At 64.9% G+C, this 18,064-nt stretch carries 13 protein-coding genes; 3 read left to right on the top strand and 10 right to left on the bottom strand.

Going from position 1 to position 18,064, the window contains the following annotated elements:
- Positions 1 to 1,296, bottom strand: coding sequence for a type VI secretion system baseplate subunit TssK (tssK, locus tag ABL844_RS01505; protein ID WP_240650671.1), 1,296 nt, complete (start codon positions 1,294 to 1,296; stop codon positions 1 to 3).
- 256 nt (positions 1,297 to 1,552) lie between these two features.
- Entirely contained in the window at positions 1,553 to 1,981 is a 429-nt protein-coding gene (tssJ, locus tag ABL844_RS01500; protein WP_240650660.1) for a type VI secretion system lipoprotein TssJ, read from the bottom strand.
- 338 nt (positions 1,982 to 2,319) lie between these two features.
- Here tssJ and ABL844_RS01495 point away from each other — a divergent pair, with 338 nt between their 5' ends.
- The 3 genes from ABL844_RS01495 to ABL844_RS01485 are packed head-to-tail and all read left to right on the top strand — an operon-like array spanning position 2,320 to position 5,600.
- Positions 2,320 to 2,619 carry a TssQ family T6SS-associated lipoprotein gene (locus ABL844_RS01495; RefSeq protein ID WP_311737037.1) on the top strand — a complete coding sequence of 100 codons (300 nt, stop codon included), beginning with the start codon at positions 2,320 to 2,322 and terminating at the stop codon, positions 2,617 to 2,619.
- 58 nt (positions 2,620 to 2,677) lie between these two features.
- Positions 2,678 to 4,759 (top strand): type VI secretion system-associated FHA domain protein TagH, encoded by a 2,082-nt coding sequence (gene tagH / locus ABL844_RS01490; protein ID WP_418130278.1) that lies wholly within the window; start codon positions 2,678 to 2,680, stop codon positions 4,757 to 4,759.
- Positions 4,752 to 5,600 carry a PP2C family protein-serine/threonine phosphatase gene (locus tag ABL844_RS01485; protein ID WP_418130277.1) on the top strand — a complete coding sequence of 283 codons (849 nt, stop codon included), beginning with the start codon at positions 4,752 to 4,754 and terminating at the stop codon, positions 5,598 to 5,600. The genes tagH and ABL844_RS01485 overlap by 8 nt, the downstream gene beginning before the upstream one ends.
- 7 nt (positions 5,601 to 5,607) lie before the next feature.
- Here the strand turns inward: ABL844_RS01485 and ABL844_RS01480 are convergent, their stop codons facing one another.
- The 8 genes from ABL844_RS01480 to ABL844_RS01445 are packed head-to-tail and all read right to left on the bottom strand — an operon-like array spanning position 5,608 to position 18,063.
- The gene (locus ABL844_RS01480; RefSeq protein ID WP_418130276.1) at positions 5,608 to 5,991 is read right to left on the bottom strand and encodes a DUF4150 domain-containing protein; all 384 of its coding nucleotides are present in this window, start codon (positions 5,989 to 5,991) and stop codon (positions 5,608 to 5,610) included.
- A gap of 34 nt (positions 5,992 to 6,025) precedes the next feature.
- Positions 6,026 to 6,724: a DUF3540 domain-containing protein gene (locus tag ABL844_RS01475; protein ID WP_418130275.1), complete on the bottom strand. Its 699-nt coding sequence runs from the start codon at positions 6,722 to 6,724 to the stop codon at positions 6,026 to 6,028.
- 25 nt (positions 6,725 to 6,749) lie between these two features.
- Entirely contained in the window at positions 6,750 to 7,841 is a 1,092-nt protein-coding gene (locus tag ABL844_RS01470) for a pentapeptide repeat-containing protein (protein ID WP_418130274.1), read from the bottom strand.
- The gene (locus tag ABL844_RS01465) at positions 7,838 to 10,498 is read right to left on the bottom strand and encodes a DUF2169 domain-containing protein (RefSeq protein WP_418130273.1); all 2,661 of its coding nucleotides are present in this window, start codon (positions 10,496 to 10,498) and stop codon (positions 7,838 to 7,840) included. Before ABL844_RS01465 ends, ABL844_RS01470 begins: the two co-directional genes overlap by 4 nt.
- The gene (locus ABL844_RS01460) at positions 10,495 to 10,941 is read right to left on the bottom strand and encodes a hypothetical protein (protein WP_418130272.1); all 447 of its coding nucleotides are present in this window, start codon (positions 10,939 to 10,941) and stop codon (positions 10,495 to 10,497) included. Before ABL844_RS01460 ends, ABL844_RS01465 begins: the two co-directional genes overlap by 4 nt.
- Before the next feature lie 28 nt (positions 10,942 to 10,969).
- A complete protein-coding gene (locus ABL844_RS01455) occupies positions 10,970 to 13,297 on the bottom strand; it encodes a type VI secretion system Vgr family protein (RefSeq protein WP_418130271.1) in 2,328 nt (775 codons plus the stop codon).
- A gap of 55 nt (positions 13,298 to 13,352) precedes the next feature.
- Positions 13,353 to 15,686: a type VI secretion system Vgr family protein gene (locus ABL844_RS01450; RefSeq protein ID WP_418130270.1), complete on the bottom strand. Its 2,334-nt coding sequence runs from the start codon at positions 15,684 to 15,686 to the stop codon at positions 13,353 to 13,355.
- Between the two features lie 43 nt (positions 15,687 to 15,729).
- Entirely contained in the window at positions 15,730 to 18,063 is a 2,334-nt protein-coding gene (locus ABL844_RS01445; RefSeq protein WP_418130269.1) for a type VI secretion system Vgr family protein, read from the bottom strand.
- Between the last annotated feature and the right edge of the window lies 1 nt (position 18,064).

Raw genomic sequence — 18,064 nt, 5'->3', positions numbered from 1 at the left:
TCACGGACGGATGGCCCAGAACTCCATGGCCAGACCGGGAAAGTCACCGGCCAGGTGCATCGCGACGCCGCCCGATTTCTCGAGCTGGCGCCACATGTCGCCGCTCTTGTCGAGTTCGAAATAGTGGTAGCCCGCGTTGTACGGAATCTGCCGCGGCGCCACCGGCAGCGGACGCACCACCACCCCCGGCAGCTGCAGCTGCACGAGGTCGCGGATGCGCTCGACCGAGCCGATCTTCACCTGCGTGGGGAAGCGCTGCTGGATGGCGTCGGCCGGCAGGTCGGCATGCACCGCGAGCACGAAGCCCGCGTTGCGCACCAGCACCGGGTCGGGCATGCGGCCCACGCGCACGCCGTGGCTGCGCTCCTCGAGCTCGATGGCGATCGCGCTCTGCTCGAGCACGGCGGAGAGCGAACGCCGGAGCTCTTCGAGCAGCGGGCGTATGCATTCGTTGAGGTTGTCGTGGTCGTAGATCGGCCACAGCACCGGACGGCGCGTGGGCGAAGTGTGCGTGGCGAGGTGGCAGGCCAGCTTGAGCCAGTCGACGAAGAGCTCCTCGGGGTGCACCTGCACGGCCTGCTGCGCATGCCAGGTGAGCGCGAGATAGCGATTGACCAGTTCGAGCAGCAGGAAGTCGGAGACTTCGCTCACGCCGCCGCGGCCGGGTTGCGAGAGGCGCGAGGCCAGTGCCTCCGAGCGCTGCGTGAGCAGGCCGTGCAGCTCCGCGATCATGCTGCGCAGCATGGCGTGCGCGGAGGCGTCGAGCACCGGCGGGATGTAGTTGGCGTCGACCACCAGCTTGTGGTCGGTGCGGCGCTCGATCACGCGGACCGCGCCGATGGCCTGCCATTCGGCAGTGAGGGAAGACGCACGGGCAAGGCGCAGGCGTGGTGACGCGAGCTGCAGCACGGCCGGGCCCAAGGCGACGGCATTGCCGTCGTTCACCTCGCGTTCGATCACGCCGAAGCGCGCGGCGGAGCCTTCGTCTTCCGAAAAGATGACTTCCTCGCTGCCGGGCCTGCGCAAGGGCAGCGCGAGAACGATGAGTTCGTCGGTGAGATCGCTGGGCACTTCATAAGGAAGCGGCGCGTCTTCGGCGCCGAACGAGAAGGGCGTGCCGTCGGGCATCACGCCGGCGCCGCCGAGCAGCGACACGCGGCCCAGCGCGTAGGCGTCGCGATCGATGTCCAGGTGCAGCCAGCCCCAGTAGGCGCCTTGCAGGCCCGCGGTGCGCCGGGTCACGTACTGCTCGACATAGCGTTCCATTTGCTGGAAGTGCTGCGGGCGCAGGTACATGCCCTCGGACCACACAACGCGATTCGCCAATGCCTGCGGATGAGCGCCGTTCTTTGCGGCGCCCCGATTGCGAACTGTCACCAAAAAGTCCTCCTGGGGAGTGCTCACGCCGGAGCGGGAGATGCGCTGGAGAGCGGCCTCCCGGTCCACTTGTTTTGCTCTCGATGCTACACGTCGAGTCTTACGTTTTGCACCGCATTTCGCTTATGAATTTCTCGCACTTTGGTACTAGCGAATCAATACCTTCGGTCCAAAGTTAACGACTTGGTAGCAGCTCTATGCCTGTCTTGCGCACAGCGACATGCACGGCCTGCTCGCTCGGCGAGAACTGCCACACCTTGTACAGGTTGGTTTGCTTGGGCTCCTTCAGCGGCAGCACGATGCGCCAGCGAGCGGCCTCCAGCTTGCGATAACCGGCGATGATGCCTATGGCGCGCGAGTCCAGACCGGCCTCGCGCTTGAACACCCGCTCCTCGCCGCTGCGCATGATTGCCTGGTCGGCGTTGACCAGTTCCGTGCTCAGCGTTTCCCTGTCACGGTCTTGTAATGCGAAGTAGTCTGCTGTCTCGAAGTTACCGGAAGATTTCAATTCGAAGACTTTCACCAGGATGGGAGCGGCTTGTCCTCGCCCGTCCGGATTGACGCCGTCGTCGATCCTGATGGTGACGGCGTAGGGCGTGGGCATTGACTTGGCCGTCGATGCGCATCCGCTGATGAGGCCCGCAAACAACGGTGTGGTTGCGAGTGCGCCTTGTAGCAAGCTTCGTCGATGCATTGAAATCTCCCGAGGGTTCGCGGCTTATATTATCGAAGTCATGCGCCCTTACGATGGCGCATGGCGTGCATGTCGCGACTGAGCGGCACACTATCTCAAGCATTGCCTTTTCATTGCCCTTTGCAAGGTAGGAGAGAAGATTGAAGTCATGTCTGCCTGCTCTGGCGTTAGCTCTTCTTGCGGTCGCCGGTTGCACGACCACACCGCCGCCGGAGCCCGCGCCCCAACCCGAACGACTGAGCCAGCAAGTGGCGCGCACCACGCTCGAGAAGGCGCAACAGGCGTATGACGAAGGCGACTATGCCAAGGCACTCAGCACGCTCAAGAGCGGCGGCGTCTCGGTGTTCGAAGCCGCGGAGCCGGCCACACGCCTCGATGCGATGAAGCTCGAGGCCTTCAGCTACTGCGTGGCCAACCAGATCCCCGAATGCCGGCTGCAGTTCCGCAAGATCCTCGATGCGTTCCCGACCTTCGAGCTCAACGTGGCGGAGCGCAAGCATCCGGTGTGGGGCCCCGCGTTCGAGGCCGCCAAGCGAATGAAGCGTTGATGAAGAACATCGCGGCCGCACCGGCACTGCGGCGCGAGAAGACCAACACGGAGAAGCCATGCGTTGGACAGTGATCGAACACGCAGGCAGGCCGGTGGCCACGGGCCCCTCGGCATTGCTCGCCGCGCCCGGAGGAACGATCGGACGCAGCCCCGACAACAATCTTGTGCTGCCTGACGAGCAGCGCCAGATCTCGCGCCTGCAGGCCACCGTGCGCTTCGACGACGACGGCGCCGCGGTGCTGCGCAACATGAGCGCGGTGCTGCCCATCAGCGTGAACGGACGCCCGCTCGCGCACGAGCAGGAATCGCGCGTGGCCGATGGCGACCGGGTGACGATCGGCAGCTATGTGCTGGAGGCCTCTAGCGCTCAGCATGCCGCGCGCCCTGTTGCACCACCATCCCCGCCCTTTCCCCCGCCACCGGCAGCGGCGCCGGCTCAGTACATGCCACCGCCGCCGATGGCCGCGCCACCGATATCGGCAGCAGGCCCCATCGACGCGCTGCTTCCGTCTTCCGGCGCATCCGACGTCTTCGCCGACCTGTTCGGCGAAGGGGCCCTGCCCATCGGAGACACGCAGCCCACGGTGGCAATGCCATCGCCGCCGCGCCAGGCGGTGCCGGCGCCGCCGCCACCTGCTGCTTTCGCCCCGTCGCCACCCAGCCCGGCTTTTGTTCCACCGCTGCAGCAGCAATACCAGCAGCCGCCTGCGCCCGCGCCCGCGCCCGCGCCTCAGCCCGATCCCTGGGCGACGCTTTCGCAATCGACTCCGCCCACGCAGAGCCAGGGCACGAACGCCAGTTCGTCGCAGATGCCCTCCGCGGCCGACTGGGACGCCATCCTCGCCAACGCACCGCGCCGTGTCGACACAACGCCCGCGCCGATGCCCGACCCGATGGCGCACGAGCCCTTCGAGCTGCCGTCGCAGGCACGCCGCAATCCGGTCGACCCGCTCGCCGAGCTGAATCCCGACGCGACCAGGGACATGTCCGACGTTGCGCTCAAGCGCGGCGTCGATCCACTGTCCTTCTTCGCGTCCGACGAGAGCGCGCATTCGCCGCTCTCCGACCCGCGCCCCACGGCACTGCCCCATACCGATCCGCTGCTGCCGGGCGACACGCACCCGGCGGTCGACCTGCTGCACAACAACAGGCCGGCCACACCGGGCTACAGCCATTCGAACCATGCGCGCGAAGTGGCGGCGCAGTTCCGTCCGCCGAATCCGGTGGCGATGCCGGCACCTGCGCCGGCACCTGTCGTCGAGCCGCCGCGAGTGGAAGCAACGCCCCCGCCTCCCCCGCCTCCCTCGCCTCCACCCCCGCCTCCGCCCGCGCCGGTTCCGCCCCCACCACCTCCGCCGCCCTCTCCTCCCGCGCCACCGCCTGCGCCCGTGATGCAGGAGACAAGACTCGAGCCGCCCCTCTTTACGGAGCCGCCGCCGGTGGCAGAACCTGTCCCGGCACCCGAAGCGGCGACGTCAGCACCCTCGCCAGCAAGCACGCCGCAGCCCGGGACAGCAGCGCTTCCATCGTCGTCATCGGAAGCCCTCTTCAGGGCTTTCCTCGAGGGCGCCGGCGTTCCGGAAGTCGCCGGCCAGCAGCCGCTCGACATCGAAGCCATGCAGCGGCTCGGCCGCATCATGCGTGCCTTCACCGACGGCACCATCGAACTGCTGTCTTCGCGCGCCATGCTCAAGCGCGAAGTGCGCGCCGAGATCACGATGATCGTGGACGAGGAGAACAACCCCTTCAAGATCCTGCCCAATGGCCGCGCCGTGCTGATGCAGATGTTCGGTGCGCGCATGCCCGGCTTCCTGCCGCCCGAGGCCGCCGTGCACGACGCGCTCGGCGACCTGCAGTCGCACCAGCTCGGCATGGTCGCGGGCATGCGCGCCGCGCTGCTCACGCTGCTCAAGCGCTTCGACCCCGCCGCTCTCAGCCGCGACACCCCTCACGACGGCAGCCTCGGCGAGAAGCTGCTGCCTGGCGGCCGCGAAGCGCGCCTGTGGCGCGAGCTGCAGCAGCTGCACACCGAGACCACGGCGGCCGTCGAGGACGACTTCCAGGCCGTGTTCGGCCGGGCCTTCCAGCAGGCCTACGACAAGGAGATGGAACGGCTGAAGGAGATGCGCCGTGCTTGAAGCCACACGCTCTTCCTCGTCCTCCTCCTCGTTCGCCGTGCCGATCTCGACCTCGCAGTTCTCCTGCGTCGGCGAGCGCAGCGGCAACCAGGACGCCATCGGCTACCACCTCGACGAACGCAACGGCTGCTTCGTGGTGAGCGACGGTGTCGGCGGCAACGCGGGCGGCGAGCTGGCCTCGCGCATCGCGGTCGACACCGCACTCGACACCTTCGTCGCTGCGCCCTCGCTGGCGGCCGACAACATCCAGCGCTGCGTGAAGGCGGCGAACGACGCCATCCTTGCCAAGCAGCGCGAGCTGACCGAGCAGAGCCGCATGAGCGCGACCTTCGTGTCGCTGTTCGTCGACCGCATCACCAACCAGGCCTGCTGGGCGCACGTGGGCGACAGCCGCCTCTACTGGTTCCGCCGCGGCGCACTGATGCAGCGCACGGAGGACCACAGCCTGTCGGAACGCTCGGGCGATGCGGCCGCGAGCCATCAGAACGGCGGCGAGCGGCTGGTGAAAACCAATCTGCTGTACCGCGCGCTCGGCGCGCGCGCGACCGCCGAAGCCACCATCACCGCGCCGCAGCGGCTGGCCGATGGTGATGCATTCCTGCTTTGTACCGATGGGCTTTGGCAGCTGATCTCGCAGCAGGTGATGGAGCGCTCGCTGCAGCTGGCCGACAGCGCGGAGGAATGGCTGGCACTGATCCGCCGGGCGGCTGAAGCCAAGGCCGATGATTCGCAGGACAACTACTCGGCGCTGGCGGTGTGGGTGGGGTTTCCGCAGCAGGTGACGCTGGCGGGGGCGGTGACGCCAGCTCCAGTGTCGGCGCCACGCGCACCGGTAGCCTAGGGGCTCCTCAAGCGCACAGGTTCACAGCCTTCAACTGAGGCGGCACGAGCAGCAGGCCCCTGGCGTTGTTGCCGTTCTGCTTCGTGGGATTGGTCACCCGCGTGGCGTGCCCGCCCTTGATCAGGAAGGTGCGCGAGCCCATGATCTTCTGCTCCGGGCCCATCACATTCGGATAGCGCACGCCCAGGCCAATACCGGCAAAGTCGCCGAGCGTCAGCGGGACCTTGGTCTTCTTGTTGTGCGCCGGCATGCAGCACCACAGGATGTTGGTGACATTGGGAATCGCCATGAACTCGAAACAGAAGTCCACGTGCGGAAAAGGCGTAATCGGCGTCTTGCAGATATCGGGAATCGCAAAGCACATGCCGGGACCTTGGCAATCGAAAAACATCTGCTACCTCCTCAGGTTGAAGAAAACGTAAAAATCATCCCATGTGGATCTGCTTGGCATCCGCCTTGATCAGATCCTTGGCGGTGACCACGGTATTGCGGCCATGCACGCGTGCCATCTCGCTCGCCTGGTAGTCGATCTGCCCCGCACGCACCTGGTCCACACTTTCGGTCATGCGAAAGGCCGTCTTGCTCAGTTGCACCAGCCGGTCGACGACCGCCTCGTATACCCGGCCGACGACGCGAAAGCTCATCACCGTGGCCAGGACTTCCTCGCCACGGTAGGTCGTTCTGCCGATCTGGCATTCGGCCGTTTGCGCATTGACGTTCAGTTGCGAGGTGCCCAGGTTCAGGGCATCTCGCCCCGCCAGGGTGAGCTGTTTAGCGCTGTGCACGCTGACGGCACCGCGCTCCGAAGCAAGCGTGAGGTCTCCCTGCACGTCGATGTGCGCAGCGCCGGCGTTGGCCTGCTCGGCCACCGCCGTCAGGTAAAGCCGCCGTTGGTCCGGTCCGCTCACGAGCACGGTGTCGCCGATCTCAGGTCGCAGCAGGCAGCTCGCGGCACGCATGCAGCGCAAGGTCCGGCCCTCGCTTTCCACGGTGTGAATGCCGCCGGGCAGAATGGCCGTGACAATGCCCAGGGCATTGACGACACCACCCGAAGCGGGAGTGCGCGCCGCTTCGGCCGGCACATGATGGGCGGTGGTGCTGGCATGGGTCGGGTGCGTGATCATGGCAAATCTCCTCGTGGTTAGAGACTCATGCGGGCCGCCCTCGCGGGCCGTGCTGGTCACGGTGTCTGGGGCGGCGCGCGGAAAACTCCTCGGCCGCGAACAATGCGGAGTCGTTCTGCAACAGTCCTCCTCGGTCGGAAAACTGAGTGCCCTCGAGCAGCGTGCGATGCACACGCGTGCGCATCAGGGTTGCGTTGCGGAAGTCGGCCTCGCGCAGGTCTGCATAGGAGAAGTCGGCGTACGCGAGTTGCGCGCCGTCGAAGACGGCCCCCTCGCAGCGCGCCCGGTGGAACACGCACTGTTCGAGGTTCGCGCCCGAGAAATCGGTCTTGCGCAATTGCGCATCGGCCCACACGCTCTGGCTGAAGTCGCTGCCGTTGCAAGGCACGCCGTTCATGTCCGCGGATGCGAACACGCATTGGGACGCAACCGCGCCGCGCAGCGACGCACCTTCCAGCTTCGCGCCCTTGAAGTTGCACCGGTGCAGCGTCGCCCCGTCGAAATCGCAGCCGTGCAGCAATGCGTCCGTGAACTGGCAGGTTGCGAACGCCAGTCCCTTCAACGATCTGCCCGAGAGATTCGACTCCGTGAAGATGGTCTTGTCGAAGCGGCACCCATCGAAGATCGAGGTTCGCAGGTCCGATTGGTAGAACGTGGTCTGGAAAAGCAGGCTGCCCGAAAAATCCGTGCGATCCAGCATGCCTTCGTAGAACACCAGCATCTGCGAACCGATGTTCTTGAAAGAGGCTCCGCTCAGGTCGCACTCGGAGAAGCTGAGCGCACCGGCTTGCACATTGTCGAAGTTCGAGGCCGACAACGCGATGCCATGAAAGCTGGCGTCGCTCATCGACGCGCCGCTCATTCGCACGCCTGTTGCGTCGCCGCCTCGAACGGCGCATTGATCGAGCTTCGCATGCTCGAACACGGCGCCGGACCAAAGGCAATCGACGAACATGCTGCCGTTCAACTGCGCACCCGACAGATCGGCACCGCTGAGGTCGGTGTCGGCCATGATCGCTCCCGACAGGTTCAGCCCGCGAAAATCCATGCCCTGCAAGCGCAGGCCATGAAGCTCGCGGCCGCTTTGGATCAGCATCTGCACGTCTCTCGGCGTCATTGCCCGCTGTCCTTCACTTGGCGCCGGGGTGTGGTGATGACCTGTTCAGTGTAGGCTCCGTCGAAGCGCGTGGCTTCGTCTATCAGGCACTGCGAAAGATCGGCCCTGAAGAGGTTTGCACGGTGGAAATCGGACGCTACCAGGATGGACTTTTCCAGGTCGGCGTCGATCAGACTCGCATCCACGAACGAGGCCGCGGTGAGGTCGGCACGGGTGAACGTGGAACCGCCCGCATCGGCACCTGAGAGCTTCGCCCCACGCATGGAGGCGTCGCTGAAATCGGTATTGTCCAGGCGGGCATCGCGAAAGTCCGCTTCGTCGAGCAGTGCGTCGCTCAGGTTGCATTCGATCAGGACGGCGCCCTGGAAATCAGCCTTGCGCAAATTGCTGCGCCCGACGAAACAGGTCGTGGTCATACGGGCATCGGAAAAGTCAAGGCCACCGGTGCAGCCGGTGTCGGTCCAGTCGCAGGTGTCGAGTTCGGCGCCCGAAAAGTCCAGGTCGGACACAGTGCATTCGATCCACGCCAGCTTGACGAGGCGCGCGCCTTCAAAGCGGAGGCCGTGCAGGGTGCTTTCCTCTGTGAAGTCCAGGTTCTGAAGATTGGCGCGCGCGAAACTGCATTGCGCCATGGAAACGTTCTCGAAGTCGAGATCCCGCATGCGCACGCCGGTGAAATCGCATCGCGTGGCGGACATGGCGGCCACGATCGTCGACTTGAAGCGCGCACCGTTGAAATCGGCGTCCTCGCATTGCGTCATCGCCAGGTTGGCAAGCTCGAGATTCACCTCGCGCATCGACGTGCGAAGCAGGAGCGCACGCGCGAGCACGGCGTCGTGGAAATCGCCGGCGTCCAGCGTGCTGCCGGTGAAGTCCACACGCTCCAGCAGCGCACGATGCCAGCGCGCACCGCGCAGATCCATGCCCGAGAGATCGGCCCCTGTCAGGTCAAGCCCGGAAAGGTCGCGCGTGCCGGCCATGATGCGCATGACTTCGGCCCGTGCCTGTGCGGACTGTTCCGCGGTCATCGGGTCGGCAGCATCCTGGAAATGTGCCGTGTGGCGATAGTTCTCGAGCAGTTGCTGTCCCGAAGAATCGATCATCGCGCGCATCTCGGCCATCTGCTCGGGGGATGGTGAAAAGCCCCCGGGCTGCACCCGCCGCGCCATGGCCTCGATGCGTGGCCACATGTCCAGCTTGGGCGGCCCCTTCAGGCCGGTCTCTTCGCCTTGCTGGAAAAAGGTGGAGGTATCGAATCCGGCCTTGCGCGAGTGCACCGCGTTCGCGGCGGCCGCTTCCTCGAGGGTCTTGCGCGCCTCGTCGATCTTGTGCTGGGCGGCACCAGCCATTGCCTTGGCCTGCTTGATATAGGCAGGCAGTTCGCGCAGGGTCGGCGTCTTCTCGAGCGGCGAGTCGGGCAGCGGCGCACGGCCCTGGCCCAGGCCGTACGACTTGAACGCGGTTTCCATCTCGGCCTGCTGCTGTGCGGCGCGGGTCTTCATGTTGCGCCGCAGAGGAGATTCCTCGGCCACTTCGTCCAGCTCCGGCCATGCGCCCATCAGCGCCTCGGGCATCAACTGCTCGTCGAGCAGGCCGTAGATGGCCCGGTCTTCCGACTCGCAGCGCAGCGACAGCACCTCCCGGTAGTCCGCCAGGCCACGCGGCTCGCCCCGGCCATCCTCCAGCGCGATCATCGCGTGCGTGACGTCGGCGGCATCGTCCTCCTCGACGGGCGTGACGCCGTGGTAGATGAGCGCCATGCGCCCGAGATGCGGAAAGAACCAGGCCGTGCTCAATTGCATCGGCACCTCATCGAACGTTCCCTCCGACAGCTCGACGCTGTGGATGGGGCCGCGTACGACGACGCAGCGAGCGCGCCACTGCGGTACCCGCCCCCGCAGCACGACCTGCTCAGGGTGCATGTTCCATATCTCGAAATCTGCTCCCGCGAGCTCGTCTTCCCCAGGCATGAGCCACTGGTCGCGCGGCGCGGCGTTGAAGTAGTGCCAATCCATGTCGCGCGCGAAACCGGGAAACAGCTCGTTCTTCCAATGGTCGTCATATGCGCTGCCGAGCCGGGACGACCGAGAAGGCCGCTGGAGGTCCACCGGCCCCATTCCGGCAGGCTCGACCACATCGCCCGGCCGGTGCAGCCGTGCATCGGGATATTCGATGTTCGGCAGCCGGCGCGCACGCACGCCATGGACGATTTCATCGTCGTGCCCGATCCCCGCCGGGTTCTCGGCAAAGCCCGGCCCCCCGAATGCACCATGCCAATCAATGCGACGCGAATCGAAGGGCTGCGGCGCACTGGCCCGGCCGTCGATCCAGAAGCGGTCGCCGAACACCAGCAGGTTCTTCTGCAGGCGCCCGACGCGCGCGTTGACCGCGCACTGCGTCTTGTCCTGCTGGTGGCGCGTGTAGGCAATGCCGGTGACGAGGAACTCCTGCTTCACCTTCGGCATGCCGAGGTCGAAGGCGATCTCGCCGCCCAACTCGTCCGCGAACGTCTGCCAGCACCGGGCCTCGGGAATGATCCGGGCGTCGCTGTCCAGGGCGTCGGTCATGGCCAAGGCAGTCACGGCGAGCCAGTTGCGCTGGTCTTTCTTGAACGGGCGGGTCAGCATGCCCAATCGAAGCGGTTTGATGATCTTCATGGATGCAGGCTGTAGGGAACTTCGACTTGCGTGCGCTCCCTGTCGATGGCGACGACGGGCGGGGTGTCGCTCGAGTAGACGATCGGCAGCTTCCGCCCTCCGCTGAAATTGGCGATCAGGTCTTCATCGATGAAGGTCCGCAGCAGCACCTCATGGGCCACACCCTGGGTGTCCGTGAAGGCAATCAGGAGTTCGACGACCGCCATGTCCGGCGAATCATTGCGCCACGTGACCAGCCGGTTGCCAGGGCGCCCCACGGCCAGGATGTCGGCTTCGGTGCGCTGCCCGGTCTCGCGCAGCTTCTCCCAGTCTTCTTCTTCCTTGCCATGCGCGACGATCGCGATCTTGCCGTTGCGCTCCATGCGGACCGTCCAGCGGGTCACCACGACGAAGCAGATCACGCCCACGAGCGCGAAGACGATGTCTGACCATTGCCATTGCACTGGATGTCTCTTTCTCGGTATTTTCCGGTCAAGCTTCGTTCTCGAGGCCGCTCTTGGATTGGGCCTTGGCTGCAACCGCGACCTTGACGCGCACTGTCTTGCCGGCAACCTTCTCTTCCTTGTACTTGCTCTTGGCCTGGATCAGGCTCAGTACCGAGACATTGGCGAAATAGCTCTTTTGCAGAAGCGTGTTGCTTCGCGCAAGCTGCATCTTGTTCGCAAAGGAATCCGCGGCGCCGATGACAAATAGGGCCTGGTGGACGATCCCCTCTTTCAGGAAATGCGTGAGCCAGCACATGTCGGTGGAATTGGTCGTCTGTTCGGGCGCATTGATGACCGTACCCGTCGCGTTGAGCGTGAAATTGGCAGTATTGATCGTGTAGTGGGTGCTCTGGTTGAACATCGAGGGCGCCCAGACAGTCTTCGGTCCCGTCACCACCTTGATGTGCGGTCCGAGAACAAGCTTGATGTCGACTGCGTTGATGATCTCCACCCGGCCGGTGCAGGTGACGCGGATGTCCGCGCCGCTCACCAGCCGCAGCACGGTACCGTTGATGGTCACCAGCACGTCGCCGTTCACGGTCTCGACCATACCGCCGCTGACGGTGCGCTTCTCTCCTCCCGTGATGAACTCGACCGCACCGCCGGTGATCGTGCGCGTCTCCCCGCCCGAGACCGTTTCGGTGGCGCCGTCATGCACGGTACGGGTCTCTCCGCCGTCGATGGTCTCGACCGCGCCACCGGTAATGTGGCGCTCTTCGCCCGCTTCGAACGTCGACGACTCATGGCCCTTGATGAGGGTCGTGCGCGACTTGCGTGTGGTGTGCGTCTCGTCCCCCTCGACCTCCACGTCGAGGTTACGCTGAGCGTGCAGCAGGATCTGCTCGGCTCCCATACTGTCCTCGAATGCCAGCACATTGGCGGTGGCCACCGATCCCCCGCGCGTGGAACGCGAGACGATGCCGCTGCGGGTGGCCTCTCCGGGCAGGTCGAACGCAGGCATCTGGTCCGCGTTGTAGACACGCCCCACGACGATCGGACGGTCGGGGCGCCCGGCAATGAAGCCGACCACCACTTCCTGCCCGATGCGCGGCATGTGCACCGTACCGAAACCCGCACCGGCCCAGGCCTGCGATACGCGCACCCAGCAGGAACTGTTCTCGTTACTCTGTCCGTGGCGATCCCAGTGGAACTGCACCTTCACCCGGCCGTACTGATCGGTCCAGATCTCTTCGCCCGAAGGGCCGACCACAGTGGCGGTCTGCGAGCCCGTGTGAGGCAGCGGCGTGAGCCTTGGGGCACGAAACGGCGTGTGCAAGGGCTGCGCCACGAAGTCGAAGTCGTAGGAGCCCGAGGGAGCGCCGGTGGCATAACCGCCTTCGCGAAGCGCGTACGACACCGACACCACCAGGTACTCGGCGTTGTCGTCGTCGCGCGGCGCGTTGCGCATCGTGAAACTGCCGCCCGGCGCCATGCCGCGCACCGTGGAGCGCCCCGCGCTACGCGAGGCCAGCGACTGCGACTCTTCGAGCCGCACGCGCGCATAGTGCTCGCTCTGCGCCGGGTCGGTGTACTCGCCCAGCCATTCGTAGAGCTCGTAGGCGGCATGGTCGTTCTGCCGAGGCTGGGCGCGTATGCCCATAAGGTCCGCCCCCGGCATCGTGGGGTTGAAGTCGTCGACCACATAGCTGCCGGAACGGATTTCCTCGGTCACCTGCCAGCCATAGATGACTTCGAGGTCATCGCCGATGTCGCGATCCGCCGCGAAATAGTCGATGCTCCCGTAACCATCCAGGGTGTCGTGGCCATCGGGGTTGTCGACCAGGACCAGCGTGTGCTGGTTCCGGTCGTGCTTGAAGTAGTAGTAGATGCCTTCGAGTTCCATCAGCCGGCTCACGAACGCGAAGTCGCTCTCGTTGTGCTGCACGCAGTATTCCCACTGCCGGTACGCAGCGCAGAGCCGCTTCTCGAACGCGAAGCCATAGGCGCCGAAGACCTCCTCCAGGATTTCGACCACCGTTCTGTTCTGGAATACCCGGTTGCCACTGGCGCGCTTGAGGTACCACAGCCATGGCCGCACCACGGCCCTGTACACCGTATGGCGCGCGGTGCCTCCCTCGCGGCCGATCGTTGCGAAGCTCACGATCTGGCCGTTGAGGAAGCGCACGCCTCCCGAGGTCCGGATCTCCAGCGCCAAGGGCTTGCCCAGAACCTCCTTGCGATCGATCGAAGCGCTCGCGCTCAGCAGTTCCACCTCGAACTCGAACAGGCAGGACAACCCCTCGGTGCCGTACATCGAGCGGAACAGCAACTGCTCCCCGCCCAGCGGCGAATGCGCTGTCACGATTCTGACCATAGATCCTCGCTTTTCTCGCCGACCGAGTATTCCGGCAGGCACTGTGGGTACGACGTCACGACCGGGTTGTCTTGAAGTTGAACTCCATGCTGATCGGATAGGTACCGAGGTACATCTTGCGAATGACCACCTTCTTCATGCCAAGTTGGAACACCACCGGTGCGTCGATCAGGAAGTGAGGCGCCTTGTTGACAAACCATTTCGGCTGGAGTTGCGTGTTGAACTTGGACGCCTGGAACTTGGCTCCGTAGAAATCGGTCGCGAAGACAACGAGCCGCAGGTGCGTGTTGGTCCATCTCAGGAACGAGTTCTGCAACCAGTCTTCGTCCTTGACGTTGAACGTCTTGTGTGGCGTGTTGAATATGCTCACGTCGGCATTGAGGGTGTAGGTGCTCGTTTGGATCGTGTAGTCGGTGGTGTGATTGACGATGGTCGGAGAGAAGACCGTCTTCGGCCCCGCCACAGTCTTCACGTCGGGCCCCAGCACGACCTTGACGTCGAAGGCATTGATGAGTTCGATGCGTCCGGCGCACGTGATGCGGATGTCGGCGCCACTCACCAGACGGATCGTGTTGCCGTTGACGGTCAGCAGGAGGCCTCCGTTTAGGGTCTCCACAATGCCGCCGTTCACGGCTCTCGTCTCCCCACCAGTGATCGTCTCCGTCGCCCCGCCGGTGATCGTGCGCTTCTCCCCATCCGTCACCGTTTCCTTCGCACCCCCCGTCACCGTGCGCTCCTCACCACCGTCGATCGTCTCCACCGCACCCTGCGTGATGTGCCGCTCCTCGCCCGACTCATACGTCGCCGACTCGTGCCCCTTGATCAGCGTCGTGCGCGTCTTCTCGGTCGTGTGCGTCTCGTCGCCTTCCACCTCCACGTCCAGGTTGCGCTCCGCGTGCACAAGAATCTGCTCCGCGCCCATCTTGTCCTCGAACACGAAGGCATTGGCCGTGGCCTCCGAACCGCCTTTACTCGACCGCGTGACGATCCCGCTCTTGGTCGCCTCCCCCGGCAGGCTGAACGGCGGCATCTGGTCGGCGTTGTACACGCGCCCCACGATCACCGGCCGGTCGATCCGACCGCCGATGAAGTCCACGATCACCTCCTGCCCGATGCGCGGCGTGAACACGCCCCCGAACCGCTCGCCCGCCCAGATGTGCGACACACGCACGAAGCGCGAGCTGTTCTCGTTGCGCTGGCCATAGCGGTCCCAGTGGAACTGCACCTTCACCCGACCGTACTGGTCGGTCCAGATCTCCTCGCCCTCGGGTCCGACGACCGTGGCCGTCTGCGGTCCGCTGGTGCGCGGCACCGGCGTCTGCCGCGGCGCCCTGAACGCCAGCGCCGTGGGCTGCACCACGAAGTTGAAGTCGTAGCTGCCGGGCTCCGAGCCCGTGGCATACCCGCCCTCGCGCAGTGCGTACGACACGGCCACCGCCAGGTACTCCTGGTTGTCGTCCGATCTCGGCGAGTTGCGCATCGTGAACTTGTAGCCCGGCGCCATGCCCCGCACGGTCGAGTGCCCGCTGCTGCGCTGCGCCAGCGACTGCGACTCCTCCAGCCTCACCTTCGCATAGTGCTCGCCGTCTCCCGCGGCCGGGTAGTCGCCCAGCCACTCGTACATCTCGTAGTCGGCGTTGTCGTGCCCCCGGGGCTGGCTGCGCACGTTGATCAGCTCGCCCTTGGGCGTGGTGAAGTTGAAGTCGTCCACCGTGTAGCTGCCCGAGCGAACCTCCTCGCTGGGCTGCCACTCGCGGATGACTTCCATGTCTTCCGTGATGTCACGGTCGGATGCGAAGTAGTCGATGGTCTCGTAGCCGGGCATCGGATCGTGCGCGCCGATGTCGTCTGACAGCACCAGCGTGTGCTGGTTCTTCTCGTGCTTGAACCAGTAGTAGATGCCTTCGAGTTCCATCAGCCGGCTCACGAAGGCGTAGTCGCTCTCGTTGTACTGCACGCAGTATTCCCACTGCCGGTAGCTCCCGGAGAGCTGCTTCTCGAACGCAAAGCCGTAGTCGCCGAACACTTCCTCCAGGATCTCCACCACGCTCTTGTTCTGGAAGATCTTGTTGTCGCTCGAGCGTGTGAGGTACCACAGCCACGGGCGCACGGTGGCCCGGTACACGGTATGGCGCTCGGTGCCGCCTTCGCGCCCGATCATCGAGAAGCGGATCACCTGGCCGTTGAGGTATCTCGGCTGGCTGCCCGCCGTCTGGATCTCCAGCGTCAGCGGCTTGCCCAGCACCGACTTCAGATCCAGCGACGCGCTCGGACTCAGCAGGTCGACCTCGAACTCGAAAAGCTGCGACAAACCCTCCGTGCCCCGCATCGAGCGGAACAGCAGCTGGCTCTCGTCCAGTGGCGTGTGGGCTCGAACGACTCTGGTCATGAGGGTTGTCTCCTTGTGCGTGGAAGCGACAGACCGGTCATCGTCAGTTCCCCTTGACGTGAAGGGTTCCGAGAGCCGCCCAGAAGTTGCTCTGCTTGCGCACCTTGTTGAACTGCATGAACTCGACGAAGCCCAGGTGGTATTTCGTGCCGGGCACGACCATGCTGCGCATGGAGAGGTTCGTGAATGTGCCGTTGGCCGAGATGAAGGCCCGCGACATCATCATCTTGAAGAAGTACATGTCGTAAGCATCGCCGTGATTCCCGTGCTTCTGCCAGTCGGCTTCGTATCGCGTCAGCCGCCAATGGCTGTGGTCCTCCGTTTTGATCGTCTTTTTCGGCGTGTTGTAGACGATCACGTTGGCGTTGAGGATGTAGTTGGTCGTGTTGATCGTGTAGTGGGTGCTGTCGTTGATGATGGTGGGTGCATAGACTGTCTTCGGCCCCGTGATCACCGTGAGTTCCGGGCCCAGCACGACCTTGGCATCGACAACGTTGACGATCTCGATGCGCCCCGCGCCCGTGATGCGGATGTCCGTGCCGCTCACGATGCGAATCACGCTGCCGTTCACGGTCAGGGTCACGTTGCCGGTCACGTCTTCAGTGAGGCCGCCGTTCACGGTCCTCGTCTCCCCACCAGTGATCGTCTCCGTCGCCCCGCCGGTGATCGTGCGCTTCTCCCCATCCGTCACCGTTTCCTTCGCACCCCCCGTCACCGTGCGCTCCTCACCACCGTCGATCGTCTCCACCGCACCCTGCGTGATGTGCCGCTCCTCGCCCGACTCATACGTCGCCGACTCGTGCCCCTTGATCAGCGTCGTGCGCGTCTTCTCGGTCGTGTGCGTCTCGTCGCCTTCCACCTCCACGTCCAGGTTGCGCTCCGCGTGCACAAGAATCTGCTCCGCGCCCATCTTGTCCTCGAACACGAAGGCATTGGCCGTGGCCTCCGAACCGCCTTTACTCGACCGCGTGACGATCCCGCTCTTGGTCGCCTCCCCCGGCAGGCTGAACGGCGGCATCTGGTCGGCGTTGTACACGCGCCCCACGATCACCGGCCGGTCGATCCGACCGCCGATGAAGTCCACGATCACCTCCTGCCCGATGCGCGGCGTGAACACGCCCCCGAACCGCTCGCCCGCCCAGATGTGCGACACACGCACGAAGCGCGAGCTGTTCTCGTTGCGCTGGCCATAGCGGTCCCAGTGGAACTGCACCTTCACCCGACCGTACTGGTCGGTCCAGATCTCCTCGCCCTCGGGTCCGACGACCGTGGCCGTCTGCGGTCCGCTGGTGCGCGGCACCGGCGTCTGCCGCGGCGCCCTGAACGCCAGCGCCGTGGGCTGCACCACGAAGTTGAAGTCGTAGCTGCCGGGCTCCGAGCCCGTGGCATACCCGCCCTCGCGCAGTGCGTACGACACGGCCACCGCCAGGTACTCCTGGTTGTCGTCCGATCTCGGCGAGTTGCGCATCGTGAACTTGTAGCCCGGCGCCATGCCCCGCACGGTCGAGTGCCCGCTGCTGCGCTGCGCCAGCGACTGCGACTCCTCCAGCCTCACCTTCGCATAGTGCTCGCCGTCTCCCGCGGCCGGGTAGTCGCCCAGCCACTCGTACATCTCGTAGTCGGCGTTGTCGTGCCCCCGGGGCTGGCTGCGCACGTTGATCAGCTCGCCCTTGGGCGTGGTGAAGTTGAAGTCGTCCACCGTGTAGCTGCCCGAGCGAACCTCCTCGCTGGGCTGCCACTCGCGGATGACTTCCATGTCTTCCGTGATGTCACGGTCGGATGCGAAGTAGTCGATGGTCTCGTAGCCGGGCATCGGATCGTGCGCGCCGATGTCGTCTGACAGCACCAGCGTGTGCTGGTTCTTCTCGTGCTTGAACCAGTAGTAGATGCCTTCGAGTTCCATCAGCCGGCTCACGAAGGCGTAGTCGCTCTCGTTGTACTGCACGCAGTATTCCCACTGCCGGTAGCTCCCGGAGAGCTGCTTCTCGAACGCAAAGCCGTAGTCGCCGAACACTTCCTCCAGGATCTCCACCACGCTCTTGTTCTGGAAGATCTTGTTGTCGCTCGAGCGTGTGAGGTACCACAGCCACGGGCGCACGGTGGCCCGGTACACGGTATGGCGCTCGGTGCCGCCTTCGCGCCCGATCATCGAGAAGCGGATCACCTGGCCGTTGAGGTATCTCGGCTGGCTGCCCGCCGTCTGGATCTCCAGCGTCAGCGGCTTGCCCAGCACCGACTTCAGATCCAGCGACGCGCTCGGACTCAACAGGTCGACCTCGAACTCGAAAAGCTGCGACAAACCCTCCGTGCCCCGCATCGAGCGGAACAGCAGCTGGCTCTCGTCCAGTGGCGTGTGGGCTCGAACGACTCTGGTCATG

Origin of the sequence: Variovorax sp. 278MFTsu5.1, from assembly GCF_048305045.1 — a bacterium.
Lineage (GTDB): Bacteria > Pseudomonadota > Gammaproteobacteria > Burkholderiales > Burkholderiaceae_C > Variovorax > Variovorax guangxiensis.
This window is presented reverse-complemented; position numbering and strand designations above follow the sequence as displayed.